The 24,673-nt window shown below is 61.9% G+C and carries 22 protein-coding genes and 1 pseudogene; 18 read left to right on the top strand and 5 right to left on the bottom strand.

Going from position 1 to position 24,673, the window contains the following annotated elements; translation table 11 throughout:
- Nucleotides 1-50: 50 nt before the first annotated feature.
- The 4 genes from QFZ88_RS26460 (at nucleotide 51) to QFZ88_RS26445 (ending at nucleotide 6,265) form a co-directional block, all read left to right on the top strand.
- Nucleotides 51-1,310, top strand: a complete 1,260-nt coding sequence (locus QFZ88_RS26460) for a metallophosphoesterase family protein (protein WP_179654396.1) — start codon at nucleotides 51-53, stop codon at nucleotides 1,308-1,310.
- Nucleotides 1,307-4,780, top strand: coding sequence for an ATP-binding protein (locus tag QFZ88_RS26455; RefSeq protein ID WP_179654397.1), 3,474 nt, complete (start codon nucleotides 1,307-1,309; stop codon nucleotides 4,778-4,780). Before QFZ88_RS26460 ends, QFZ88_RS26455 begins: the two co-directional genes overlap by 4 nt.
- Before the next feature lie 361 nt (nucleotides 4,781-5,141).
- Nucleotides 5,142-5,378 (top strand): hypothetical protein, encoded by a 237-nt coding sequence (locus tag QFZ88_RS26450; protein ID WP_065997045.1) that lies wholly within the window; start codon nucleotides 5,142-5,144, stop codon nucleotides 5,376-5,378.
- 416 nt (nucleotides 5,379-5,794) lie between these two features.
- Complete coding sequence (locus tag QFZ88_RS26445) at nucleotides 5,795-6,265, top strand: hypothetical protein (RefSeq protein ID WP_139116450.1); 471 nt, start codon at nucleotides 5,795-5,797, stop codon at nucleotides 6,263-6,265.
- A gap of 54 nt (nucleotides 6,266-6,319) precedes the next feature.
- On the opposite strand, the pseudogene QFZ88_RS26440 reads toward QFZ88_RS26445, so the two are convergent.
- Nucleotides 6,320-6,792 (bottom strand): annotated as a pseudogene (locus tag QFZ88_RS26440) (Lrp/AsnC family transcriptional regulator).
- A 129-nt stretch (nucleotides 6,793-6,921) separates the two neighbouring features.
- On the opposite strand from QFZ88_RS26440, the gene QFZ88_RS26435 reads away from it, so the two are divergent.
- Nucleotides 6,922-9,312: a transketolase-like TK C-terminal-containing protein gene (locus QFZ88_RS26435; protein ID WP_065997048.1), complete on the top strand. Its 2,391-nt coding sequence runs from the start codon at nucleotides 6,922-6,924 to the stop codon at nucleotides 9,310-9,312.
- Between the two features lie 63 nt (nucleotides 9,313-9,375).
- Here QFZ88_RS26435 and QFZ88_RS26430 read toward each other — a convergent pair whose 3' ends face one another.
- The 4 genes from QFZ88_RS26430 to QFZ88_RS26415 are packed head-to-tail and all read right to left on the bottom strand — an operon-like array spanning nucleotide 9,376 to nucleotide 11,691.
- Entirely contained in the window at nucleotides 9,376-9,852 is a 477-nt protein-coding gene (locus QFZ88_RS26430) for a hypothetical protein (RefSeq protein WP_179654398.1), read from the bottom strand.
- Between the two features lie 26 nt (nucleotides 9,853-9,878).
- On the bottom strand, nucleotides 9,879-10,562 hold the full coding sequence (locus QFZ88_RS26425) for a thermonuclease family protein (RefSeq protein WP_065997051.1): 684 nt from the start codon (nucleotides 10,560-10,562) through the stop codon (nucleotides 9,879-9,881).
- A complete protein-coding gene (locus QFZ88_RS26420; RefSeq protein WP_065997052.1) occupies nucleotides 10,559-11,089 on the bottom strand; it encodes a thermonuclease family protein in 531 nt (176 codons plus the stop codon). The genes QFZ88_RS26425 and QFZ88_RS26420 overlap by 4 nt, the downstream gene beginning before the upstream one ends.
- Complete coding sequence (locus QFZ88_RS26415; RefSeq protein WP_065997053.1) at nucleotides 11,086-11,691, bottom strand: hypothetical protein; 606 nt, start codon at nucleotides 11,689-11,691, stop codon at nucleotides 11,086-11,088. Before QFZ88_RS26415 ends, QFZ88_RS26420 begins: the two co-directional genes overlap by 4 nt.
- A gap of 221 nt (nucleotides 11,692-11,912) precedes the next feature.
- On the opposite strand from QFZ88_RS26415, the gene QFZ88_RS26410 reads away from it, so the two are divergent.
- From QFZ88_RS26410 to QFZ88_RS26350, 13 genes are read left to right on the top strand one after another with little or no spacing between them, the layout of a single operon-like run.
- Nucleotides 11,913-12,740, top strand: coding sequence for a lytic transglycosylase domain-containing protein (locus QFZ88_RS26410; RefSeq protein ID WP_245317448.1), 828 nt, complete (start codon nucleotides 11,913-11,915; stop codon nucleotides 12,738-12,740).
- A gap of 13 nt (nucleotides 12,741-12,753) precedes the next feature.
- Nucleotides 12,754-13,095, top strand: a complete 342-nt coding sequence (locus tag QFZ88_RS26405; protein ID WP_065997055.1) for a TrbC/VirB2 family protein — start codon at nucleotides 12,754-12,756, stop codon at nucleotides 13,093-13,095.
- Between the two features lie 3 nt (nucleotides 13,096-13,098).
- Nucleotides 13,099-13,395 (top strand): type IV secretion system protein VirB3, encoded by a 297-nt coding sequence (locus QFZ88_RS26400; RefSeq protein WP_065997057.1) that lies wholly within the window; start codon nucleotides 13,099-13,101, stop codon nucleotides 13,393-13,395.
- Nucleotides 13,396-13,397: 2 nt separating this feature from the next.
- Nucleotides 13,398-15,812 (top strand): VirB4 family type IV secretion/conjugal transfer ATPase, encoded by a 2,415-nt coding sequence (locus QFZ88_RS26395; RefSeq protein WP_179654399.1) that lies wholly within the window; start codon nucleotides 13,398-13,400, stop codon nucleotides 15,810-15,812.
- Entirely contained in the window at nucleotides 15,809-16,876 is a 1,068-nt protein-coding gene (locus QFZ88_RS26390; RefSeq protein ID WP_065997059.1) for a lytic transglycosylase domain-containing protein, read from the top strand. The genes QFZ88_RS26395 and QFZ88_RS26390 overlap by 4 nt, the downstream gene beginning before the upstream one ends.
- Nucleotides 16,877-16,889: 13 nt before the next feature.
- Complete coding sequence (locus QFZ88_RS26385; RefSeq protein WP_179654400.1) at nucleotides 16,890-17,588, top strand: type IV secretion system protein; 699 nt, start codon at nucleotides 16,890-16,892, stop codon at nucleotides 17,586-17,588.
- Between the two features lie 23 nt (nucleotides 17,589-17,611).
- Nucleotides 17,612-17,809, top strand: coding sequence for a hypothetical protein (locus tag QFZ88_RS26380; protein WP_245317449.1), 198 nt, complete (start codon nucleotides 17,612-17,614; stop codon nucleotides 17,807-17,809).
- Nucleotides 17,810-17,818: 9 nt separating this feature from the next.
- The gene (locus QFZ88_RS26375) at nucleotides 17,819-18,820 is read left to right on the top strand and encodes a type IV secretion system protein (RefSeq protein WP_065997065.1); all 1,002 of its coding nucleotides are present in this window, start codon (nucleotides 17,819-17,821) and stop codon (nucleotides 18,818-18,820) included.
- A 48-nt stretch (nucleotides 18,821-18,868) separates the two neighbouring features.
- Entirely contained in the window at nucleotides 18,869-19,561 is a 693-nt protein-coding gene (locus tag QFZ88_RS26370) for a virB8 family protein (RefSeq protein ID WP_065997068.1), read from the top strand.
- On the top strand, nucleotides 19,561-20,373 hold the full coding sequence (virB9, locus tag QFZ88_RS26365; protein ID WP_065997069.1) for a P-type conjugative transfer protein VirB9: 813 nt from the start codon (nucleotides 19,561-19,563) through the stop codon (nucleotides 20,371-20,373). The genes QFZ88_RS26370 and virB9 overlap by 1 nt, the downstream gene beginning before the upstream one ends.
- Nucleotides 20,373-21,593, top strand: coding sequence for a type IV secretion system protein VirB10 (gene virB10, locus QFZ88_RS26360; RefSeq protein ID WP_065997391.1), 1,221 nt, complete (start codon nucleotides 20,373-20,375; stop codon nucleotides 21,591-21,593). Before virB9 ends, virB10 begins: the two co-directional genes overlap by 1 nt.
- The gene (gene virB11 / locus QFZ88_RS26355) at nucleotides 21,574-22,599 is read left to right on the top strand and encodes a P-type DNA transfer ATPase VirB11 (RefSeq protein ID WP_065997071.1); all 1,026 of its coding nucleotides are present in this window, start codon (nucleotides 21,574-21,576) and stop codon (nucleotides 22,597-22,599) included. The genes virB10 and virB11 overlap by 20 nt, the downstream gene beginning before the upstream one ends.
- The gene (locus QFZ88_RS26350) at nucleotides 22,596-24,560 is read left to right on the top strand and encodes a type IV secretory system conjugative DNA transfer family protein (RefSeq protein ID WP_065997073.1); all 1,965 of its coding nucleotides are present in this window, start codon (nucleotides 22,596-22,598) and stop codon (nucleotides 24,558-24,560) included. The genes virB11 and QFZ88_RS26350 overlap by 4 nt, the downstream gene beginning before the upstream one ends.
- Nucleotides 24,561-24,673: the final 113 nt, after the last annotated feature.

Below are 24,673 nucleotides of genomic sequence, written 5' to 3'. Positions count from 1 at the left end.
TGATCGGCGCCCGGCAACGCGGTGAATTCATTAGCGGCCGGAGGGCCTGAGTGGCATTTCGATTCCTACACACTGCCGACATTCACCTTGACTCGCCGCTGCGTTCGCTGGCGCTGCGCAACGCTGAGCTTGCCGAGCTCGTCGGCGACGCCAGCCGCCAGGCCTTCATCTCTGTCATCGATATCTGCCTTGCAGAGCGCGTCGATGCGCTGGTGATTGCCGGCGATCTTTACGATGGCGACCAGACGTCGATGAAAACAGCCAGGTTCCTTGCGACACAGATGGCACGTCTTCATCAGGCCGGCATCAGGGTCCTGAAAATCCGCGGTAATCACGATGCCCTGTCGCGGGTCTCAAAGCAGCTCGTGTTTCCAGACACGGTCACCATCTTCACCGGTCGCTCGCAGTCCGTTCCACAAACAGCCGGCGGGCTCGACGTCCTGTTTCATGGTTTGAGCTTCGCCAACCCGAAGGCGCCGGAAAGCCTGCTGCCCAAATATCCAGCCGCTCAGGAAGGCGCGATCAACATCGGCATCATGCACACCAGCCTCGCCGGATCGCCCGGCCACGACGTCTACGCTCCCTGCAGCGTCGTTGACCTGCACGGCCATGGATACGACTATTGGGCGCTTGGCCACATCCATGTGCGCCAGGTCCATCCCGGCGCCAGCACGGTGGTGATGCCTGGCATGCCGCAGGGCAGGGACATCAACGAGGCTGGCGAAAAATCAGTCACCCTGGTGACGATACGCGACGATCGCTCAATCGAGATCGAGGAACGGCTGACCAGCGTCGCGCAGTTCGAGCGGTTGAGCGTTGATGTGACCGGCACAATAGAATGGTCCGAGGTCGTCGCGCGGGTTCGTTCGTCGCTCGAAACTCTGCGCTCCTCCGTCCCCTCCCGTCACGCCGTGCTGCGCCTAGGCCTGACCGGTTCATCCCCTCTGTCCTGGGCGATGATCCGCGACAAGGATCTGCTGCTTGCCGAGGCCGAGCAGGCAGCAGAGCAGGTAGGGGACACGTGGGTGGAGAAGCTTGAGCTCGACCTCGCGCCGCCTCTGGCCAAAGCGGCCGACGGCACGGCCGATCCGGTTTTCGAACTGGCCGCGTCAATGCGCGACGACGCCAATTCGGAAGCCTTCCGCGCCGCAGCGAAGGCTTTCATCCAGAAGATCGTCGCTGACCTTCCTGCCGAAGGCCGCGACTTTGCCGGAAAGGACGACGCGGGCCTGGAGCGCTTCCTCGACCGGGTGCTCGCCAGCGGCACCGATCTGGTGACGGCTCGGCTCAAGGCCGGCGGATCGCCATGAGGGTGAGGCGCCTTGATCTCATCCGCTACGGAAAGTTCACCGACAAGTCGATCGACTTTGGCGTCAGCCCGGAAACCGGCGTTGATCTGCATATCGTGTTCGGCCTGAACGAAGCCGGCAAGTCGACGGCTCTTTCCGGCCACCTAGATCTCTTGTTCGGCATAGAAGAGCGCAGCCGCTACAACTTCCTGCACGAGTACAGCGCCATGCGCATCGGTGGGGTGCTTGAGCTCGACGCCACGGAGCACACATTCACACGCACGAAACAGCGTAGCAATTCACTGCTCAACGCCATCGGCCAGCCGGTGAGCGATGTAGCGATATCGGCGCATCTGGCCGGCCTGTCGCGCGACGCCTACACCACCATGTTCTCATTGGACGACGAAACCCTTGAGGCAGGCGGCAAATCGATATTGGAGTCGCGCGGCGACCTTGGCAAACTCCTTTTCACCGCCAGCGCCGGTCTCGGGCATGCAAGCGACACATTGAACGCGCTCGAGGCCGAGGCCGATGCGCTCTACCGCAAGCAGGCGCATGGGACGGAACTGGCATTGCTGAAGAAGCGTCTCGCAGACCTAAAGTCGCGCCGCGATGGGATAGACACGCTCGCTTCGACCTATGAGACGCTTGAGGCAGAGCGGCTCGATGCGACACGACAATACGATCGCACCATCAGCGACCGGGCAGTGCTGACGGCCAGGCTCGACGCGATCGCCCGCTACATTCGCGCCCGGCCCATGGTTTTGGATATCGCGCGCAAGCAAGCCCGGATTGCCGAACTGCCCGACATGGCCGCGCCATCCCGCACATGGATAGGCAGCGTCACCGAACTCATTCATGACGACGCCAGCCTCAAGACGCGGCTGGCCGCGAACATCGCGGAGATCGAGCGCCTAACGGCAAAGACTGCCTCCGTCGACATCGACAGCAAAATCCTTGCTGTCTCCGAGCGCATTCGCAAGCTAGGGGGAAGCAAGGTCCGCTTTGCCTCGGCCGGTTTCGACTTGCCCAATCGCAGGATGGAGTTGCAGGTCCTCGACAACACCGTGGCGAGCTGTCTCGCGGCGCTGGGCCGGACTTCCGAGCCGGACCCTTCGGTGTTGCTTTTGCCCGCCACAACTGTGGGCGTCCTACGCGCCATGGTCGAGCAGCGATCGGGGATCGCCACTAGTGTTCGCGTCGCCCGGGACGAAGCGGCAGCGGCGGCCGATGCCTTGCAGACTGCAAGGGAGCGCGTCGGCGAAGAAAGGGCCGTCCCTGAGTCCGCCCGAGCGCGGCTCGGCGCGGCGGTCGCGAAGGCACGCGAAAGCGGACATACGGGGGACATCAAGGCGGCACGCGAGGCGGAGGACAAGGAAACAACCCGATGGGCTGCGATGCTTGCGCGGCTGAAGCCCTGGTCCGGGGATGCTGAGGCGCTTGCAGGCGTCACGGTCCCGGGCGCCGGTCAAATCACAGCTTGGAAAACCGCGGCGACGGAATTGACAAAGACCCGCGCCGTTCTTGCCGAGCGCCTCGCAGAGTTCGAAGGCAATCAAGCGTTGGTTACGGCGCGATTGGCCGCTCTTCGCGCTTCGGCGGACGTTGTCAGCGACGAAGCCGCGGCGACTATCCGGCGTACCCGCGATGAGGCGTGGGCCGCGCATCGCGCGGCGCTGACGGGCCAAACCGCCGACGATTTCGCGCAAGCCCTGGCGCGCGATGACGCTGCCGCGACTGTCCGGCTGGCCAGCGCATCTGATCTTGCCGAAATGCGGGCCAGCACGCGCGCCCTGGCCGAAGCCGCGGCCAACCTGTCACGTGTACGCGAGCACCGCGCACAGCTCGAGAGAGATGTGGAAAGCCAATCGGTGGAAATCCGCGCGGCCATCACGGAGTTCGCCGCCGGCGACGCTGAACAATCGCCTGCACGACTGATCGAGAAGGTGGAGGAGGTCGTCGCAGCACGCGCCGAGGCACTCGCCGCCTGGGAGCAGATCGAGCTTGCCCGCCGCAAGGCCCAGCGGGCCAGCGAAGCGGGCGAAGCCATGCGCCTGGAATTAAGCGCGGCGATGTCGAGCGTCGGCATCTCGTCCGCGCCGAGCCACAGTCTCGAGGCGACGATCGCAATCGCGGAGCTTTTTCTCGACCGGCAGCGCAAGATCGACGCCGAGCACGCCGAGGCGCTCAGGACTGTGAGCTCGCGGCAAGAAGATCTCGCCGCTCGCCGGCTTGCCATGGGCGCGGCTGAGCGCCGCGAGGAGGAATGGCTGGCAGGCATTGGCGAAGCGCTCAAGGGCACCTGGCTCGAGAACGGGCTCTCGGCGTCGGCGGTCGGCACCGTGCTCGATCAACTGGCCGCACTGTCCAAAAGCCTGCAGGAGCGGGACGCCTTGCGACTGCGTATCGACAAGATGGAGGTCGACAGGGCGAATTTCCTGGCCGAGGTCATAGCCCTCGCCGAGGAGGCCGGCGAGTCGCCGAAGGATGATGATCTCGAGCAGATGGCAACCAGGCTTGCCGAGCGGCTGGAGCGCGCCGAGCGCACGCGTGAGATGAAGGCGGGTCTTGTCGATGACCTCGAACGCCTCGCGAGTGCGCGCGACATCCTCGACAGCGAGATTTCCAGCCACGATCGTAGCAAGAACGAAGTGCTGCTCGCCTTCGGCGTCGCTACGCTGACCGAGGTGGTCGAGCGTGACGAATTGCTGCGCGAGCGCGACAGCCTGCTTGCCGCGATCGCCGAGCATGAGGAAAGGGTGACGGTCGAACTGGCGGCCGAGAGTTTCGAGACAGCGCGCTCGGTCCTGGAGGCTGTTGATTTCGACAGCCTCGCGGTGGAGAGGCTTGAAGGCGAGCAACGTCTCCGGCAACTCGACGATGCGATCGGTCAGCAGTTGATCCGTCAGACGCGCGCCGCCGACAAGCTGGATGCCATTGGCGGCGACAGCGCTGTTGCCCGCCTGGATGCAGAGCGGCGCACAACCCTTCTGGAGATCGAGGAGAAGGCTGTCCGTTACATCGAGCTGAAGCTTGGCATCATGTCCGCCACGCAAGCCTTGCGCGTCTATCGCGAGCGCCACCGCTCCGGAATGATGGCGCGGGCGTCGGACGCTTTCGCGCTGATGACGCGGGGGCAGTATTCGGGTCTGACCACGCAGCCGGTCAAAGGCGGTGAAGTCCTGATCGCCTTGCAGCGAGACGGCCAGTCCAAGGTTGCCGATGCCCTGTCCAAAGGCGCGCGCTTTCAACTCTATTTGGCTCTGCGGCTTGCCGGATATTACGAATTTGCCCAATTGCGGCCCGCCGTGCCCTTCATCGCCGACGACATCATGGAGACCTTCGACCACGTCCGGTCCGAGGAGGTCTTCAGGCTGTTTGGCGAAATGGCGCGTGTCGGGCAGGTGATCTACCTGACGCATCACCAGCATCTTTGCGAGATCGCACAGGCCGTTGTGCCGGGCGTCAGGGTCCACGAACTCGGCCCATAGCGACCTTACGACGCAAGAGAGGCAGAACCATTCGCGGGCGCGCGTTTGGTCCGACAGGACATAGGCCTAGCGGCAGATGCCCCACGCATCGGCTGTGGCCGCATGTGCCGCGATAAAGTGTTTGCTGCGCCGCGTCATCGCCGTGGTTGTCTTCAGGACCCGGCTTTGCGATACTTTGATCGCGCAACGCTTGGCGCGGTGTCCACGGCACCGCCATAAGCTGCCACAAGGCCAGGGACGGCACGACAAATGTCCTCGGGCGACACTGCCCTCGGATCGTGGCTCACTCGATGTGGGTTCCCAACGTCCGGCCTTGCAGCGCAGAGCTGCTCTCGCCGGCCCATCCGCGGGAGCCTTTCGCATGCCAGAAATCCACTTCGGCCAAGACATTGCCAGCGATGCTGGCAACGGCATCCTCACAATTTGGGATCTCACCAATCCGCAGGCTACCGCCGAGGCCGCCCGGGAACTCTACGGGTCACATGCCACAACGGCGGCCGCCTGGTGCGCCTTGACCGCCCATTTCGATGGACGCAACGAAGACTATCGCTTCTGGTGCGCGGTCTTTTCCAGACTTGGAAGTGTCACCGAGCACTGAGAACTCGCGCAGACCAAGCGGCTATAGGCGTCAGGTGGGTATGAGACAGCCGGCGCGGGTTAGCAGTCCGTCCAAGAGCAGCAGCTTCACGTCGAACAGTTCACAGGCGTAGGAGGTTCGTTCGCGGACTGCTACCGCTAAAAAATGCGAACAATATGTTGCTGCTGATTTAACATCTCTTCACTTGGCTTCGGAGCCGTCTTTCAGAAGAATTCTTGTAACTGTTGCAGCGTTTCTCGCGTGAGCCAGCTTGAGCATCGCAGTCTGCTCCGGCTGTCAGGAGCGCGTCCTTAAAGCAAGCACGTCGCAACCTGCTACTTTTTTGGGTGGCCACGGTCTCATCGTCGAGCTTGCAAATCCAATGGGGCCACAGGGGCCGTTTCTCAAAGCGAACCGCACGAGGGGTCTTCAACCTCATGGCAAACCTTTCGAAGCTGTCGGATAGAAGGAACGAAGGCCTGGGCGAAGGGAGCACTTCAACCACAGGCGCTTCGGCTGATTTCAAGGGTCGGTCAACCACAATGCTTGTGCGCGTTTTCCGATTTCGAGGGATCGGCGCCGGCGACATCGGGCATGCCATCACGCGCCACCGGCATTGGCGCAGGCGTGTTGGTGAACTGGCGCCCAGGCGCCGGGATTGGTTCGGGACGATCGCTTCTGTGGCCCTGGCCTCGGCTACAGTCCTCGAGGTGATCGCTTGGCGCCGACTCCTTCATATGCGTGCGCGGCACGCCGACGATGCTCGCCAGAAAGTGCTCTATCTGATGTCGGTCTCGATCAGCGACGGGGTGGCGCTCACCTCCCGCGACATCAGCCTGATCAACGCAAGTCTGCTCGGCTTCGAAATGAAGCTTGCGGCATTCCTCGCAAAGCCGGATCGCCGCTGACGCGCTGTGGCACCGACGAAGAAGTCGAACCCGTTAGCGGTGCTATCGGCATTCTCACGGTTCGACCGGCAAGCGATTCGACCGCTTGATCTGAGCAAGCGCGAAGCTCGTTTCGATCGAGGCGACGCCGTCCAGCCGCGTCAGTTTCTCCTTCAGGAAACGCTCATAGGCGTGGAGATCCCGAACCACGATGCGCAGCAGGTAATCGCGCTGCCCGGTCATCAGATAGCAGTCGACGACCTCTGGCCAACGCGCGATAGCGGCGTTGAAGCGTTCCAGTTCGCTCTCGCGCTGACGCTCCAGCTTGATCGAAGCAAAGACCGAGATCGGCAGATCGACGAGATCCTGGTCGATGACGGCCGTATAGCCGGTGATGACCCCCATATCCTCCATCTGGCGAACGCGACGCGCGCAAGGCGACGGGGAGAGGCCCACTTGTCGGCAAGCTGCTGCGCTGTCATGCGTCCCTCGACCTGCAGCGCGTCGATGATCTTTCGGTCGATGGCGTCCAGTTTGGCTTTTGGCATAACGGACCACCTTGAACATGCAAATTGGTGAAAGTAGCTAATCTGCTCCTCCATTTTGCGCAAGTTTGATCACAACGAGCTCCAGGCAACGTCTAGCCTTGCAGCGCTGAACGACGAGGAGGCAACGACATGAACAAGCATGATTTGAGGGCGCTTGCGGCGTTGGAGAAGAAGGTGCTGTGGTTGTCGACGTGGATCATCCACAACGCCAATCATCTTCGCGAAAACACCGACGGTCTCAAGGTCGGCGGCCATCAAGCCTCATCGGCCTCGGTGGCAACGATCATGACCGCGCTTTACTTCTCCGTGCTGCGACCGGAAGACCGCGTAGCGGTGAAGCCGCATGCTTCACCCGTCTTCCATGCTATCCAGTATCTGCTTGGCAACCAGACACGTGAGAAGCTCGAGCGGTTCCGCGCCTTCGGCGGCGCGCAAAGCTACCCGTCGCGCACCAAGGACATCGATGATGTCGATTTCTCGACCGGATCGGTGGGGCTGGGTGTCGCTCAGACGCTTTTTGCCTCGCTGGTACAGGACTATCTGCGTGCTCGCGACGACAGCGTGACGGAGGGCCGCATGGTGGCGCTGATCGGCGACGCCGAGATGGATGAGGGCAATATCTTTGAGGCGCTGCTGGAGGGCTGGAAACATGGCCTGCGCAATTGCTGGTGGATCGTCGACTACAATCGCCAGAGTCTCGATGCCGTCGTGCGTGAAGGACTCTGGGAACGTTTCGAGAGCATTTTCCGCAATTTCGGCTGGGATGTGGTTGTCCTCAAGCATGGATCGCTGCAGCGAGCCGCGTTCTCAGAGGCCGGCGGAGAGGCGTTGCGCGCCTGGATCGAGAACTGCCCCAATCAGCTTTATTCGGCACTGACTTTCCAGGGCGGCGCGGCGTGGCGCAAGCGCCTGCTGGCTGACATTGGCGCCAGCCCGGGAATCGCAATGCTTCTGGAGCGCCGCTCCGACGCCGATCTAGCCTCCTTGATGACCAACCTCGGCGGGCATGACCTGCGCTCCGTGCTCGAAGCGTTCGAGACGGCGCGTAGCAACGACCGGCCGACCTGCTTCATCGCATACACGATCAAGGGATTCGGATTGCCGCTTGCGGGCCACAAGGACAATCATGCCGGCCTCATGACCAAGGACCAGATGGCTACGTTTCGCGCGTCGATGTCGGTTGAAGAAGGCCGCGAATGGGATGCCGTCGAGGGATTTGATTTCGACGAGCAGGACTTACAGCGATTTCTCGACAACGTCCCCTTCAAGACGAGGGGTCACCGGCGCCATCACGCCCAACGCATCATCATACCCGACCGATTGGCTGTGGAAGCCAAGGGCGTGGTGTCGACGCAGGTCGGCTTCGGCCGCTTGCTGGACGAGATAGCGCGGGCTGGCGGGGCGCTCGCCGACGCGATCGTCACCACGTCGCCGGACGTGACGGTGTCGACCAATCTGGGACCGTGGGTAAACCGACGCGGGCTGTTCGCCCGCGAAGCGCTGGCGGACGCTTTCCGCAGCGAGCGGATCGCCTCGACCCAGAAGTGGGAATTCGGCGCCTCTGGTCAGCACATCGAGCTCGGCATTGCCGAGAACAACCTCTTCACCTTGCTGTCGGCACTTGGCCTGGCGCATTCGGTCTTTGGCAAGCGCCTCTTGCCGATCGGCACGCTCTATGACCCGTTTATCCAGCGCGGCCTCGATGCACTCAATTATGCCTGCTACCAGGACGCTCGCTTCCTGCTCGTAGCCACGCCTTCGGGCATGACGCTGGCGCCTGAAGGGGGAGCGCATCAGTCGATCGCGACCCAGTTGATCGGCATGGCGCAGGACGGGCTTGCCGCCTACGAGCCGGCCTTCGTCGATGAACTGGCTGTCATCATGCGGTTTGCGCTCGACTATATGCAGCGCGACGGTGAGGCCTATCAATCGGAACGCACCTGGCTGCGCGATGAGAGTGGAGGATCGGTCTATCTGCGCCTGTCGACACGGCCGGTTGAGCAGGTCGCACGCCCAATTACGCCTGCGCTCGAACAGGACATCATCGATGGCGCTTACTGGCTTCGCCATCCAGGCCCAAACGCCGAGGTCGTCGTTGCGTATACCGGAGCCATCGCACCCGAGGCGATTGAGGCGGTTGGCATGATCGGGCAGGATCGTCGCCATGTCGGCCTACTGGCTGTGACGTCCGCCGATCGGCTCAACGCCGGGTGGACGGCCGCGAGCCGCGCGCGCGAACGCGGCCTGGTGCACGCCAGAAGTCATGTCGAAAGATTGTTTGCCGAGCTGCCGTCGCATTGTTCGATTGTTACGGTGAGCGATGGCCATCCAGCGTCACTTGGCTGGCTGGGTTCCGTTCACGGCCATCGCACGCGCAGCTTGGGTGTCGAACACTTCGGCCAGTCCGGGACGATCGACGACCTCTACCGACATTTCGGCATTGATGCCAATTCGATCGCTACTGCCGCCGACAGGCTCACCTGTGGCCGGCCGGTTAGAGCCCTGCGGGCTCTGGAGTGAGCCTCAAGATGCCTTGGGCAAAATTGCGCCAAGGAGAGCTTGCCAGCGAGAAGCGGCAGGTACCTACCGTCGCAAATTGAACCAATGTCTCACGGCCGGCGCCCCGTCCGCCGGGATGTCGAAGTAGTAAGGATCGTCACGTACTGGCCGTGCGATCGAGACCGTCGCGCTGCACCCATCGCGTCGACCACAGAGCCCGCCCTGCTTGACGCAGAGGTCTGGCTCGCTTCGGTCTCCATGGCCGACTTCGCGGTGTCCGACGCTCCAACCAGCCGGGCAATCGGCGTACTTCTGGTAGCCGGGGTCGCCGGTGCCGGCCTCGGGGCAGGTCGGCCAAGAAAAATCCCAGTTGGTCATCGCCGCGATCAGCCGGTCCATTGGCGGGTGGCAGGCCGGAACCCCATGCCAGGAAGGATTCGTGGACGATGCACACAGTAGAACCTGGCATCCCCATTCGCTGGCCTGCGCGTCCAGATTACCAGCCGCTTCCGAAAGGATCGCCATCGCCGTGACGGTCATGATGGATTTGATGAGCCGCATGATCTTGCCTCCCGAGCAGGTATACCTTATCGGTCGCTCTGAACGGGTCGGTTCCGGGCGTCGCTGAACGGCGGAGAGATCTCGCGCCTTCGCTCCGCCAGCAGATTGAAGTCGGCGATCGGTTGTCTCTGCAGCGTTCGATCGACTGCCCTGGCGCGCCACTCATCCATATCGAGGACGTAGGTGGTCCACATGCCGTAGCGGGCGGCCATCGCGTGGTTTTGCCAGGTGACGTATCCCGGAGGGGAGGCGAAATTTACCCGTGCCCAGCCGATACGGAGCATTTCGACAGCGAGGTCGTGCCCACGTGCGGAACAAATGCCGACATAGGCCCCGTCTGAATCGACTGCACGCGCCGTGCACGTCACCGGGCTACCGCCCACCGTGCGTTTCAGCCAGGCCTTGGCAAGCGGTCCGCATGGCACGGGCTTGAGAATGCTGCCCTTGCCGTATCGCCTGGGATCGAAAGCCCATTGCGGTAGCTCGCAAGTGTCGATCCCGGTTAAGCGGACTTTTTGCGCCGACCGCGGAAACCACACCGTACGGCCGTCGATAACTGTGACCCGACCGATAATCGTTCCTGAGGCGGTCTCATTGGTAGAGGACGACGACACTGTACCCAGCCCGATGACATCGGCTGCCCAGCAAGGGGACGGGAGGGCGACCAAGGTCGCGAGCAGCCAGGCCAAGCGGGTCGCTCGAGTTCTCATCGGCCTGTCGAACCTCCCGCCGCGGCCCGACCGAGCAGGATTGCGGGAGATTGTACGTCCTTGAATTGCCAGAGCCCGGCATGCTTTTCGCGTGCGACCTGTTCGGCGACAGCATAGGCGGGAGAATAGGGCAGGCCGTCCGGACGCAGGGCCGCAAACGCATAGCCGGATGTGATCATCAGATTGCCAAGATCCAGCCGGTCGACGCCGACCGAAGCGTAGCAGACAACGTGGGTGACGTTGGTGATCGTGGCCACGGGTGCACAGGTGGGCCTGGTGTCGGCAATGAATGCCGCCAGGACTGCCAAAGAGGCCTCGCCGCAATCATCGCTTTTGCCTGATCTATCGGTATAAGACGTCCCGCGTAGGCAAGCCTGGACGCCGTAGAGATGATACCTCGTGCCGGCATCCGTCCAGCTGTCGCCACTCTCGAGCGCCACCCCGGGCAGCAGATCAAAGTACCCTGCTGGCGCAGCCGCGACGGGCGCCGAGATGGAAGCGGCGACGAGAACGGCAAGTGCTCTCATTGGCCCTTGATCCTCGGATCGACCCACATGCCGTATCCACCGCGACCGACCTTTTCGGCTTGTTCCAGATCGGGCCTCGCGAGTCTACCATCCGCCTTCTTTGCGACCCGATGCGTGCCCAGCGAAACAAGCTGCTCCTCGAACATGTCGACCGTGTCGAGGCTGCCCGGGTAGTTGTAGTAACCGTAGCAGGTCGCGTCCTGGACCGGGGCTTCTGCCTCGCTGATGAAGGCCCGGCAATAGACCACCTTGGGGGACTTCAGGAGCGTAGCAAGTCCTTGCTCGGCGTAGTCCGCGCAACTGCCGGCGAAATTCTCGCGACGGTTCACCATGTCGCCATTGCAAGGCTCGATGCCGAAGAGGTGGACGGTGATCTTGTCGCTGACCTGGAAGTCGGTGGGGGAGACTGCCTTGAACCCGCTTGCGGACGCAAAACCCTTGCGCTCACCGACGCCGCCCTTGCCGTCATAATATTCGATGACCAGCACCGTCTTTCCCGGAGCCGCAAGCGAGCGAATATAGACCTGATCGACAGGTCCCGCTGCGAGAGCCGGTACGACCATCGCCAAGGAAAGACCAAGGATGCAGACGCAGCGTTTCATATCAGCCTTCCTCCACAAATCGCGCGGTCGCTGATTGCAATGTGGCTTTTTCACAGGCGCAGTGCAAGAAAAAATCATAGCCAAATTGACATTGTTTTCTATCTGACATATCGATTGCGTCATTCAACGTTGCTTGCCTTGGATGATTTGCGATGGCTCTGCCACATCTACACACACAAGCATTTCGGCTTTCGGCGTCCGCCGTACTCACAATCACGAGCTTGCATCTCGCCGTGGTTGCGTCTTCCGCCGAAGAATTCGATGGCAACGCAGTATCGCCCGGCTCTTCAAGGCGACTTGCGACTTCCGCCGCCCTTCCAGACGCGGTCGACACTGTTTTTCGTAACCGTTGGCTGGATAGTGGCAGGGAGTATGTCATCGGCGTCGACGGCACAATCCGACCAACAGACAGCTTGCGTGGCGTTGGCCATGGGGATGAGGCCACGGCTGCACGCACCAGCAATGGCCTGGCCGGTATACATAGTCAAATTGACTTAATTAGAACTCAGGCGGAATACTTGTGCGGTCCTCCGCCGCTGACGACTTCACAAATTGCACAGTTGGTCGTCGGGGCAGCGCGACGCCATGAGGTCGACCCAGACTTTGCGCTCGCGATCGCAACAACCGAGAGCCGGCTGGATCGCGATCGCAACTCGCCGAAGGGCGCGCGCGGGCCGATGCAGCTTATGCCCTCGACCGCGGCATTTCTCGGCGTCACGGACATCTGCGATCCCGCTGAGAACATCGATGGCGGCGTGCGCTTCCTCAAATCGCTGTTCGAGACCTATCGCAATCCGCTGATCGTGGCCGCCGCCTACAATGCTGGTGAAGCCAACGTCCAGAAATTTGGCGGCGTTCCGCCGTTCCCGGAAACCGTCCGCTTCGTCGCCGAGGTGATCAATCGCCAAATTGGCTTGCCGTCGCCCAGGATGAACGGCCAGAGCACCGGAGCGGCCCCAGTCCCAATAGCCGTCGACAACGCTGCAGTCGGCGACGTCCTCCCCACCGGCAAGTCGCGCCAGTGGGTCGGCGGCGTCATGCAATTCTAGAAGGAGGCCGGACATGAAGAACCAGACCGTCTCGAATTTCCCGTCGTCAAGGGCGCGGCCCACATTTCTCCTGCTCGTCGTTGCAGCGCTCGCCGTCACTGCCGCAGAACCAGCCCTTGCCCAGCAGACATCGGGCGCTTTCGCACCGCTCGAGACCGCCGTGCAGATGATCGTCGATTTCATCACCGGGCCGTTTGGGCGGCTGCTGGCGATCATCGCGGTCATCGGTCTCGGCTTCCTCGCCTTCGCCGGACGGCTTTCCTGGTTCACCGCCGGCGCCGTCGTGATCGGCATCGGCCTGGTCTTCGGTGCGCCAGCGATTGTCGACCAGATGATCTCGGCGGTCGGGAAGTGAGCCATGAACGAGACTGAAGACAAGCCCCATCTGACGCCGCTGGTGATCGGCCTGACGCGGCCGCCGATGATGTGGGGCATTCCGCTCACCGCGTTCTACCTCATCATTGGCGTGACCCTGATCGCATTCCTGGTTACGACCAGCTTTTGGGCCGTCACCATCGCGCCGGTCGCTTATCTGGCGCTCTTTGCCCTCACCAGCCGCGACATCCGTGTCCTGGACCTCGCCCAGGTTGCCGGCCGCCGGACGCCCAGGACCCCGAACAAGCTGTTCTGGGGCACGAACTCCTACGGACCATGATCATGTTTAGAGTTGTTGCGGATGAACTGGGCTTTGGAGGCGAGCGTCATCGCGAACGGCCGATCGCCACGCACATCCCCTATATGCGGCACCTCTCCGACACAGTCGTCGGACTCGAAAGCGGCGCGGTGCTTTCCATCATCAAGCTCGACGGCCTGTTCTTCCAGACCGAGGATCAGGCCGAGCTCAATATGCGGGCGAGTGTCCAGAACACCTTGATCCGGGCGCTAGGCTCAAGCCGCTATTCGCTCTGGTCGACGGTCATCCGCAGGCAAGTCAGACCGGAGCTTGATGGATCGTTTTCCGATCCTTTCTGTGACCTTCTCAACACACGATATATGGCAGCGCTTCGCGAGAAGCGCATGTTCACCAACGAGCTCTACCTCACGATCGTGCGGGCCGGCATGCGCGGGCCGCTCGGGACCGCGGAGGCGGTCTCAAGACTGCTCGATCGGCCCGCGCGGTCTGAGGTGCGTCAACAGCGTACGCATGAACGGATCAACGACCTGGAAGAAGTCGTCGGCAATGTCACGCGCGAGCTCCAGAAATACGGCGCGCGTGCTCTTGGCATCACCTATCGCAATGGTGAGCCTTATTCGGAGCCATGCGCCTTTTTCAACGCCATACTGACCTGCGGCCTATCTCGGGCGATGAGGCTGCCCCGCATGGGGATCCGGAGCTACGTCGGAACATCGCGGCTGCACTTTTCCAGGCGAACCTTGCAAGCGCAAGGAGCGACGGAGACCGACAATCGCTTCGGCGCGATGTTGTCGATCAAGGAATATCCGCCGTTCTCGGGTCCGGGCATGCTCGACGGCCTGCTGCAGGTCAAGCACGAGTTCATCCTCACGCAATCCTTCACGCTGGCCGACAAGCCGGTCGCGCAGGAAAGGATTTCCCGCCTGCAGCGGCAGATCCGAGCTTCCGACGAGGCGGGCAGCACGGTCGAGACCGACATCGACTTTGCCCTAAACAGCCTGCTCAACCAGGAAGCCGTGTTCGGCTACCACCATTTCAGCCTGCTTTGCCTGTCGCGCGATCTGGCCTTACTCGACAAAGCCGTGTCGGAACTCGGCGCCTGCCTCACCGATATGAACGTCAACTGGCTGCGCGAGGACCTCAACATGGAGGCCTCGTTCTGGGCGCAGCTTCCCGGCAATCATGCCTACATCGCCCGCTCCTGCATGCTGTCGAGCGCGAATTTCGCCGGCTTCTCCGCCCTCCACAATTTTGCGACCGGGCAGATGTCAGGCGGGCATTGGGGTCGGCCGATCTCAATCCTGGAGACGACGTCGCAGACGCCATACTGGTTCAACTTCCATCAGCGCGACGTCGGCCATTTCCTGGTCACCGGGCCGACCGGGTCCGGCAAGACCGTCGCGCTCACCTTCCTGCTCGCGCAGGCGTTTCGTGTCTCGCCCGAGCCGAGGGCCGTCTTCTTCGACAAGGACGAAGGCGCCTCGATTTTCATCCGGGCCATCGGCGGCAACTACGAGGTTCTCCAGCCGGGACAGGCGACCGGCTTCAATCCGCTTCAGCTGGAAAACACCTCCGGCAACCGCGAATTCTTGGCTCGCCTATTGAAGGCCATGCTGCAGCCGGCCAACGGCGGTGGCTTTGCTCAAGAAGAGGACGACACACTCGAGCGGGCGATCGGTCGCATCTGCCAGGAGCCAATCGAGCAGCGGACCCTCGCCAATCTGTGCGGACTTCTCATGGGCCGCTCGCGTTCCGACGCCAACGACCTGCAATCGCGGCTGAGGCCCTGGTTCGAAGGCGAGAAGGCTTGGCTGTTCAACGCGCCGCGCGATGCGCTCTCCTTCTCTGGGCGGCGCATCTTCGGCTTCGACATGACGCACATCCTCGACAACGCCGAGGTGCGCACGCCGGCGCTAATGTACCTCTTTCATCGCATCGATGAGTTGCTCACCGGCGACCCTGTCCTGATCTTCATGGACGAGGGTTGGAAGCTGCTACAAGACCCAGCCTTTTCCAGCTACATCGTCGACAAGATGAAGACGATCCGCAAGCTGAACGGGATCGTCGGATTTGGGACCCAATCCGCCGCTGACATCGCCAGGGCGCCACAGTCTCACACGCTGATCGAACAGTCGGCGACGAACCTGCATTTCTCCAATCCGCGCGCGGATGAGGAAAGCTATATCCGCCGCTTCGGGCTGACGGCCAAGGAATTCTCCTTCATCCGCAACACGCCGCCTGAGCGACGGACCTTCCTCGTCAAGCATGGCAACGATTCCGTCATCGCCCGGCTGGACCTCTCGGCGATGCCGGACATCGTCCAGGTCCTGTCCGGCCGCAAGGACACGATCGAGGCTTGCGCGGCGTTGCGCGCCCGTCTTGGCGAGGATCCGGCGTCGTGGCTCCCCGAATTCTGCGGCTGGGGGAGGGCGGCATGATTCGACGTCTCCCTCTCATGCTAATCTTTCTCGCCACGCCGGCCGCGGCCGACATTCCGACCATCGACGGGACCGTGCTGGATCAGCGTCGGGATCGCAACGATAGGACCACCGAGATCGACAAGGTCGACCGTGACCGCTACTCGAACAATGAGAGCGTTACTTGCGCGGTCTATCGACCCGGCCGCAAGGACGATCCGGTCGCGGCCGCCAATGCCAATCCATCGATAGCCGGTCTGGTGCGGCGCGTGGCGCGCGAGGAAGGAATAGACGAGAACCAGTTCCTGGCGTTGGTCTATCAGGAGAGCCGCTTCAACCCTTGCGCCAAGTCCGGCGCCGGCGCGGTCGGCCTTGCCCAGCTTATGCCCGGCACAGCCGCTGATCTCGGTGTCGATCCTTACGACATCGAGCAGAATCTGCGTGGCGGCGCGCGCTACTTCAAGCAGCAGCTGCGCCGTTTCGACGGCAACGTCTCGCTGGCGCTTGCCGCCTACAATTCCGGCTCCGGCAATGTCGAGAGCTACGGCGGCATCCCGCCGTTCCGCGAAACTCAAGACTATGTCCGCAACATCACAGAGAAATGGCTGCCGGCCTTTGGCGGATCGGACAAGGCGGGCATGCCGCTGAACTATGGCGGCGCGAGCACAGCCTATGAAGGCATGCGCTCCAGCACCATCGATGCCTTTGCGTTGACAAGCGCCACGGGCGACGGGTCGGGCGACGTCGCCTCCTGGTTTCAGCAGTTCGGCTCTGTCGCGACCGGCACTGTGCAGGAGAGCTGGGACCAGAATTCAGGCGTGCGCAACGCCAACATCGACATGCTGAACCGCATGATCGCGCTCGGCGCCAGCTTCGCCGATCTCGTCAACTCCAAAAACGCAGTCACACTGAGCGATATCTCCGGCGCCAGCCGCTCGGGCCGCTATCAGGAGACCGGGGATGGCAGTTCGCAGGACGCCACAGGCTTCTGCGACGACCGCGCGGGTCTCACCTGGGACGCCACGGCGAAGGCCTGCATCCAGAAACTCGACCGGAACGCCGGACTGCTCCTCGTCCCGCAATGATCGGAGGCTCCTTATGAAACGCTTTCTCGCTCTTGTCGCCACGACCGCGATCGCTGTGACTTCGGCGCAGGCCGACATTCCGGTGATCGACAAGACAAATTACGCTGTCGCCAAGGATACGGCCGAGAAGACCGCCAGGATCCTCGACACCAACAAGGACATTCTGACGACAGTCGAAAAGACGTTGCAGGCGGTCACCGGCGACCGTGCAGGCGATGCCGGGTCCCTGAAGGATATCGCGATCGGCAACGGCTTCAGTGTCACCTCGGTGCCTTCCTTCGACAGTCTCCTGCAGAGCGGCATGCCCAATTTTGGTTCGATGGGGCCCGAGATCGCCAAGGCGGCGACGCTTTTCGTGAACGGGCTGCAGCTGGTGAAGTCGCTTTCGGGCAAGGACGACAGCTCGCTCGCCAGCGACAAATCCTATGAGGAGCTGGTGAAGACCGTCCTTGGCGTTTCGGCGCTGATCACCGGCTCGCAGCAGGCGGTCGAGACCCGGCGGTCGGCACTGGAAAGCGCGGCTCAGGGGATCGGGAGCTCGAAGGATATCAAGGGTTCGATCGACCAGAATACGCAGCTCCAGGTGCAGACCGGTCTCACGCTCAACGAGATGATCGGGACCATGAATGGAGCCGTGCAGTCGCTGCAGGCTGATAATCAGCGCAAGCTCACCGACATCTCCAACACCAGAAAAGCGCTCACCTACAAATGAGCAAGGCGAGGATTTTGACGGGTATGATCGTTCTCGCGATCACAGTTGTCTCGGGAGGCTGCGGCACGCCGAAGCAGAAGACCGCGCCGTGCAAGCGGCCGGCCAATCTCACCGGCTATGCTGAGGATACCCGCACCGAGTGCGGTCCGATGCGACTGGTCAACCCGGATGGCACAGCTGCGCTTGCGGCGATCGACAGTCTCGCAAACCAACCGGGGTAGGGCAGGGCGGTGGAGGATTTTATCGGAGAGCTGCTGCAGCGCATCGATGCGTCAGGGGAGAATTTTTCGCAGCGCGCGTACGACGCTTTGGCGAAAGACATCGAGCCGCTGTTGAGGCTGCTCTTCATTCTGGTCGTGCTGTTCTACGGAACGCAACTTTTTCTCGGGACCTCCCGGCTGAGCGTCGCCGAGATCATCGGCCGTCTTGCCCGGGTCATCATCATCTTCATCCTCGTTGGCACCTGGTCCAACTTCGATGCGCTCGTCTATGACTGGCTGACGAAGGTGCCGGAGGCAGCCGGCCGCGCCGTGCTGGCCGCCTCGGGTACCGGCGTCACGGAGCCGACCAACGGGCTTTCGCAGATCTGGAGGACGGCCAATGTCGCGGCCTCAACCTTTTCCGAACAGGCCGGCTATTTCTCGGTGCTGCCAGCGCTGATCGGCATGGTCGTCATGGTCTTCGCCGGGCTGTTCGTGGCGATCGCGCTTGGCATCCTGGTCCTTGCCAAGGTGATCTTATGGGTCCTGCTCGGTACCGCGCCGATCTTCATTTCCTGCATGTTGTTCAACCCGACCCGTAATTACGCGATCGGCTGGCTTAACCAGTCACTGCTTTATGCGCTGATCCCTCTCTTCGTCTATGTCATCGCCGCCTTCCTGATCGCGGCCATGGCGCCCGAGCTCACCAAGATCAACCAGATCTCCGGCAATCGGGAACTGAAGCTCAGCGATTTTGCCGCCTTCATCATGCTGTGTCTCGCCGGCTCCTTCGTCCTGATCCAGATCCAGTCGCTCGCCCAAGGCATCGTTGGAGGCCTGGCGATGCCGATTGGACATCGCTCTCGTTCCTTCACCGACCGCGGCATCATGCTCGGCCGCATGGCGATCGGCACGTCCTCGCGCCAGATGCAAGCCGCGGTTCACCGCCTGCAGGCCCAGCTTCATCCGCCGCGCAGCACGGCTCGCGAGGCGATGCAGGGCGCGATCACGGCAAATGGAACGCCCCGATAGTCGATCGAACGCTACCGATGATCATCCGAACCAATCCTGACGGGAAGCATGGCAGAGAGCACCGACGACAGACTGCGATCCTACTTCCAGTACGGAGATATCTGGGAGGCCGAGATCATCAAGCGGGCAAAACGCTCCAGCCGCATTGCCTGGTTCTTCGCCCTGGTGTTTGCGGCGATCGCAGCACTTAGTCTCGTCGCCGTCGTGCTGATGTTGCCGCTGAAGAGCTTCGAGCCTTACCTGGTCGAGGTCGACAAGAATACCGGGTACATCGAGGTGAAATCCGGACTGACGCGGCCCGCCAACCTCACCGAGCAGGAGGCCGTAACCCAGGCCAACGTCGTGCGCTATATCCGCAACCGCGAGGGCTACGACCCCTATGCGATCGAGGAAAAGTTCGGGATCGCCGCCCTTCTTTCGACTGGCGATGCCGCGCGCGAGTTGCAAGCTCTATACAGCACCGCCAATCCGCAAAACCCCGCCAAGGTTTATGGCAAGCTGAAGCGGGTGCTGGTCGACATCAAATCGGTCAGCATCCCCAACAGTTCGACGGCGATCGCGCGCTTCTCCACCACCGAGAAGAGCGAGACCGAGGCGATCGATCGGCATTGGATCTCGGTCGTGCGCTTCCGCTACACCGACACGCCGGTCAAGAACGAGTGGCGCTTCGAGAACCCGCTCGGCTTCCAGGTCACCAGCTACCGGCGCGACCAGGAGACCGTGATCCCGGGGAGCCAGTGATGGGGCTGAAGGCAATACTCGTCACGACACTGTGCCTTGCCGCGCTCGGCTCGGTGGCAAGCGCCGCGCAGACGCCGAAGGGCGGCTCTCTTGATCGGCGCATCGCCAGCGTCGTCTATCAGGAGAACAATGTCGTTCAGGTCTTCGCCACCTATGGCATCTCGACCATGATCATTTTCGACGAGGATGAGAAGTTCCAGACGATCTCGCTCGGCGACACCGACAGCTGGCAGGTCGTCCCGGCGGAAAAGGGCAACATCGTCTTCGTCAAGCCAATCGCCAAGAACGCCACCACCAACATGAACGTGGTCACGACCAAGCGCATCTACTATCTCGAGCTGCGCGACAATGCGCCGGAAGCGGGCAGGGAGGTCTTCGGCATCCGCTTCATCTATCCTGAGAAGAACCTCAACGCTTCCTTGCGCAAGGAGGCCGAGCAGCGCGCGGCTTGGCCGAATATCTCTGGCGTCGACAAAGCGAACCTCAATATCGACTATTCATTCTCGGGCGACGCGCGGCTGAAGCCTCTGATGGTCTTCGACGATGGCGCCAAGACCTTCTTTAAATTCGACCGGCGTCTGCCGGCGATCTTTGCCGTCAATTCGGACTTTTCCGAGACGCTCCAGAATTTCCGCAAGGAGGGCGACTACATCGTCGTCGACGGGACGGCTAGGCAGTTCACGCTGCGCGACGGCGACCAATGGGTCTGCATCTTCAATCTCAGAAAACCCGATTTTGGCGCGCCTGACCCCGGTGTTCTTGGACCGGTGGAGGATCCTGACGCGATCAAGCGCAGGAGGAGCGGCAATTGATCCAGCGCAGTCCCGAGCTTGAGGCCCTGGCTAGCCGCGATGAGCCGGCGATCGCCGACAGAACCGTTCGGCGCAAGCAGTTGATCGGCGGCGGCACTCTCATCCTCGCCGGCATGATTGCAGGCTACTTCGTCGTCGTCGGCGGACGACCGCAGCAGCGCGACATTCTCGCCGGCGACGAGGAGTTCTCCACCACCACCTTTCGACCACCATCCTTCGTGCGCGATGGCGAGCCGCAGCCGAAGCCGACTGAGCCTGAGGTCATTCAGTTGCCCCCACCACCTCCACCGCCGGTAAAGCAGGAAAAGCATTCCGATGCCACGGAATTTAACGTCCCACCTCCGCCTGCGGCCACACCCGCGCCCGAGACGGCGGCCCATGCGCCGCAAGATCAATTCCCGAAGCGCTATCGTTCGAACATGATTGTCTTCGACAACAAGGCATCGAGCGGCGAGCAGTTCGGATCGGCCGCAGGCGAAGGGCAGGGCGCCACCGTCGCCGGCGAGGATCGCAACAGCAAGTTCCTCGCGGCAGCGATAAGCCTCGGCGACCGCACCGCAAAGGCCCGAAAGATCGATCGCATCGATGCGCTGGTGCCGGAAGGAACGCTGATCCCGGGCATCCTGGAGACCGCGATCGTCAGTGACCTGCCTGGCCAGATCCGCGCCATCGTCTCGCAGGACGTCTATTCCTTCGACGGGCGGCGCGTGCTCATTCCGACCGGCACGCGCCTCATCGGCGAATATCAGTCCGACATTGTCCGCGGCCAGAAGCGGATCTTCGTGATCTGGACGCGCATGCTGCGCGATGACGGCGTCAGCGTTCGCCTCGGTTCCATCGGCGCCGACAGCCTCGGCCGTTCCGGCCTGACCGGACAGGTCGACAACAAGTTCCGGGAGCGATTCGGCGCCGCGATCCTGCTTTCGATCGTCGGCGGCGCGGCCAGTTATCTAACCGGCTACGGCAGCCAGTCTGCGACCGACAATAGCAGTGACAGTCAGCGCGCCCCGGATATCGCCCGCACCACGCTGGCCCAGACCTTTTCCGACATGGCCAACCAGGCTCTTGGCGACAGCTTGAAGATTGCGCCGACCATCAGCGTCGCTCAAGGCGAACGCATCTTCGTGTTCGTGCGCCAGGACCTCGACTTCTCGGCGCTCTACGATGATCCGGTGTCCGAGGCGCTCAGGGAGATCCGTCATGAACGTAGTCTCAACTGAGTTCGGCCGCAACGAACGCCACTATTTTCTCTACCGCGCGCTGGAGCCGTTGAAGCCGTTCCTCGATGACCCGCGCGTCGTGGAAATCTCAATCAACCGGCCGGGCCATGTCTATGTCGAGCGGTTAGGCGACGCGCATATGGCTTTCTTTTCCGTTCCCGAGCTGACGATGACGGAGATCGTCAACATCGGCGAGCGCGTGGCGGCCTCAACAAACCAGTTCATCAGCGCCGCCAACCCGATCCTGAGCGGTGCCTTACCGACGGGCGAGCGCATACAGGTCGTGCTGCCGCCTGCCGCGCCCGATGGCGGCGCCGTCTCGCTGCGCAAACAGGTCGTCAGCGATTTCAGCCTGGACGACTATCGCAAGAACGGTGCGTTCGATCAGGTCTCCGTGGCCATCGGGGGTGTGAGTGACATCGACCGCGAACTGATCCGGCTCCTCCATGCCGAGGATGTCCATGGCTTCATCCGGTCAGCGATCGCCAACCGCGTTTCGATCCTCATCAGCGGCGGCACCTCGAGCGGCAAGACGACCTTCCTCAACGCATGCCTCAAGTCGGTCGACTGCCGCGAGCGCATCATCACGCTTGAAGATACCCGGGAGCTTTTCCCCCCACAGCCGAATGCCGTGCATCTCCTGGCCTCGAAAGGCGATCAAGGAACCGCCAGCGTGACGATCCAGAGCCTGCTCGAGGCGTCGCTTCGCATGCGACCGGACCGCTTATTCGTCGGCGAGGTGAGGGGGTCGGAGGCCTTCTCTTTCCTTCGAGCGATCAATACCGGACATCCAGGCTCAATGACGACAGTGCATGCCGACACACCGCTCGGCGCTTATGAGCAGCTTGCGATGATGGTCATGCAGTCCGGCCTTTCCGCTGCGTATCCGAAAGCAGACCTGATCTCCTATATCCGCAGCGTCATCCCGATCGTCGTCCAGCTTCGCCGCGCTGGCGGCCGCCGCGGCGTCTCGGAGATTTTTTTCGCGAGCATGGAGTCACCATGACCGGCTCCCTGCGCCTCGTCTATGTCATGTTCTGCCTGGCGATGGGATTCGCCATCTGGCTGCTGGGCTATGGCCTGGCGCTAAAACTTCTCTACGGCGACGCCCGCGTCGTCGAGGCCACGATCACCGCGAACCCCTTGGCCCCTCTCCAACAGCTCGCGCTCTATGCCGACAATCCCGTGTTGCAGCGGGTCGGTTTGGTAGCCGCCGTCCCCGCGCTTCTCATCGCCTCCATTGTTGCCTATGCCGGGCTGCGGCCCGTGTCCAGTCCGCTCGGCGATGCGCATTTTCAGAACTTGGCATCGCTTCGCCGCGGTAAATGGTTTCCTCGCAGAGGACACATTCTCGGGCGTTTCGGCCGCAAGATCCTGCGCGTCGATGACGAGCGCCATCACCTTGTCATCGGGCCGACCCGGTCAGGGAAGGGCGCCTGCTATGTCATTCCAAACGCGCTCACCCACGAGGGCTCGATGATCGTCACCGACCTCAAGGGTGAGATTTTCCGATCGACCGCCGGCTACCGCAAGTCAAAGGGCAACCAGGTCTTTCTCTTCGCGCCGGGATCGGATCGCACGCACCGCTACAATCCGCTGGATTTCATCCGGCCCGACCGCGGTGACCGCACCACAGACATCCAGAACATCGCCAGCATTCTGGTTCCCGAAAGCCTCGATTCGGAAAATTCGATCTGGCAGGCGACCGCCCAGCAGGTGATGGCTGGCGCAATCAGCTACATCAATGAAAGCATGTTTTACCGCGGTCGGCGCACTCTCGGCGAGGTTACGGCTTTCTTCAACAGCGGAACGAACCTGCAGGCTCTTATGGCTTTTATCAAGGAGAAGGAGCCGAACCTCTCGCGCTTCACCGTCGAAAGCTTCAATGCCTATATCGCTCTTTCCGAACGGGCCGCGGCGTCCGCTCTTCTCGATATCCAAAGGGCGCTGCGGCCATTCCGCAACGAGCGCGTGATCGCCGCGACGTCGGTGACCGACATGGATCTGCGCGCCATGAAATACAGACCGATCTCGATTTATCTGGCGCCGAACATCACCGACATCACCTTGCTGAAGCCCTTGCTGGCGCTCTTCGTTCAGCAGGCGCTTGATACGCTTCTGCTCGAGCATGAGCGGCGGCAGCTGCAGGTCTATTTCCTTCTCGATGAGTTTCGCCAGTTGAAGAAGCTCAGCGAGGTCACCAGCAAGCTGCCCTATGTTGCCAGCTACAACATCAAGATGGCCTTCATCGTTCAGGACCTGAAAAACTTGGACGAGATCTATGGTGAGACCGCGCGGCAATCGCTGATGGGAAATTGCGGCTATCAGCTTGTCCTTGGCGCGAACGACCAAGCGACTGCCGAGACTGTCTCAAAGAGTCTCGGTCGACGAACAGTTCGCTACAGGACCGAATCGCGGACGATCGAATTGATGGGGCTTCATCGTCGCACCAAGGTGGAGCAGCTAAGAGAGCGAGACCTCTTGATGCCGCAGGAAATCCGTCAGCTCCCGCACGAAAAGATGATCGTGCTTGTGGAAGGACAGAACCCGATCCTTGCTGACAAACTGCGTTTCTTCACGGCGGAACCGTTCCAAGAATTAGAGGCTTTCGCGCGCAGCCATGTTCCGTCCGTGCCGGCTTCCGAATTCTTGCCTCCCCAGCCAGTGCCGGCCACGACCCAGACCTACATGAAGACGGGTGTGGTAGGCGAGGGTTCATCCCCCGAACGACATTCAGCCTTGTGTGCTGGCCCATCAACAGGAACTGGCAACGGCGAGACATTGACTCGCGGCGCGCAGACTGTGCAGGCAATCGAAGCTCGATTCGATGCCGCGGCGCGCAGATTGAAGACGCTTGCCATCAAATCCAGACCTTCCCAGAGCCGGAGAGCAGGGAGGGATTGGTCGGCCATATTCGACGAGACGGTTCCTGATGCCGATCCGGAACTCGGCCTGGAATCGGCCTGACCTTCAACGAAACCTGCTCTTTTAGAGGCAGATGAGACACTACCTCAGCTTGCCTTGTTACGCGACAGCTGACGCTGTCACCGGTCAGGTAAGCAGCATCAAGTTCCAAGCGG

Source organism: Mesorhizobium sp. YL-MeA3-2017, from assembly GCF_030814575.1.
GTDB lineage: Bacteria > Pseudomonadota > Alphaproteobacteria > Rhizobiales > Rhizobiaceae > Mesorhizobium > Mesorhizobium terrae.
This window is presented reverse-complemented; position numbering and strand designations above follow the sequence as displayed.

What these genes read in the sequence shown, in the direction of transcription:
- QFZ88_RS26455 (WP_179654397.1), top strand. Translation starts at nt 1,307, where the DNA reads ATGAGGGTGAGGCGCCTTGATCTCATCCGCTACGGAAAGTTCACCGAC.
- QFZ88_RS26450 (WP_065997045.1), top strand. Translation starts at nt 5,142, where the DNA reads ATGCCAGAAATCCACTTCGGCCAAGACATTGCCAGCGATGCTGGCAAC.
- QFZ88_RS26445 (WP_139116450.1), top strand. Translation starts at nt 5,795, where the DNA reads ATGGCAAACCTTTCGAAGCTGTCGGATAGAAGGAACGAAGGCCTGGGC.
- QFZ88_RS26435 (WP_065997048.1), top strand. Translation starts at nt 6,922, where the DNA reads ATGAACAAGCATGATTTGAGGGCGCTTGCGGCGTTGGAGAAGAAGGTG.
- QFZ88_RS26430 (WP_179654398.1), bottom strand. Translation starts at nt 9,852, where the DNA reads ATGCGGCTCATCAAATCCATCATGACCGTCACGGCGATGGCGATCCTT.
- QFZ88_RS26425 (WP_065997051.1), bottom strand. Translation starts at nt 10,562, where the DNA reads ATGAGAACTCGAGCGACCCGCTTGGCCTGGCTGCTCGCGACCTTGGTC.
- QFZ88_RS26420 (WP_065997052.1), bottom strand. Translation starts at nt 11,089, where the DNA reads ATGAGAGCACTTGCCGTTCTCGTCGCCGCTTCCATCTCGGCGCCCGTC.
- QFZ88_RS26415 (WP_065997053.1), bottom strand. Translation starts at nt 11,691, where the DNA reads ATGAAACGCTGCGTCTGCATCCTTGGTCTTTCCTTGGCGATGGTCGTA.
- QFZ88_RS26405 (WP_065997055.1), top strand. Translation starts at nt 12,754, where the DNA reads ATGAAGAACCAGACCGTCTCGAATTTCCCGTCGTCAAGGGCGCGGCCC.
- QFZ88_RS26400 (WP_065997057.1), top strand. Translation starts at nt 13,099, where the DNA reads ATGAACGAGACTGAAGACAAGCCCCATCTGACGCCGCTGGTGATCGGC.
- QFZ88_RS26395 (WP_179654399.1), top strand. Translation starts at nt 13,398, where the DNA reads ATGTTTAGAGTTGTTGCGGATGAACTGGGCTTTGGAGGCGAGCGTCAT.
- QFZ88_RS26390 (WP_065997059.1), top strand. Translation starts at nt 15,809, where the DNA reads ATGATTCGACGTCTCCCTCTCATGCTAATCTTTCTCGCCACGCCGGCC.
- QFZ88_RS26385 (WP_179654400.1), top strand. Translation starts at nt 16,890, where the DNA reads ATGAAACGCTTTCTCGCTCTTGTCGCCACGACCGCGATCGCTGTGACT.
- QFZ88_RS26380 (WP_245317449.1), top strand. Translation starts at nt 17,612, where the DNA reads ATGATCGTTCTCGCGATCACAGTTGTCTCGGGAGGCTGCGGCACGCCG.
- QFZ88_RS26370 (WP_065997068.1), top strand. Translation starts at nt 18,869, where the DNA reads ATGGCAGAGAGCACCGACGACAGACTGCGATCCTACTTCCAGTACGGA.
- virB9 (WP_065997069.1), top strand. Translation starts at nt 19,561, where the DNA reads ATGGGGCTGAAGGCAATACTCGTCACGACACTGTGCCTTGCCGCGCTC.
- virB11 (WP_065997071.1), top strand. Translation starts at nt 21,574, where the DNA reads ATGAACGTAGTCTCAACTGAGTTCGGCCGCAACGAACGCCACTATTTT.
- QFZ88_RS26350 (WP_065997073.1), top strand. Translation starts at nt 22,596, where the DNA reads ATGACCGGCTCCCTGCGCCTCGTCTATGTCATGTTCTGCCTGGCGATG.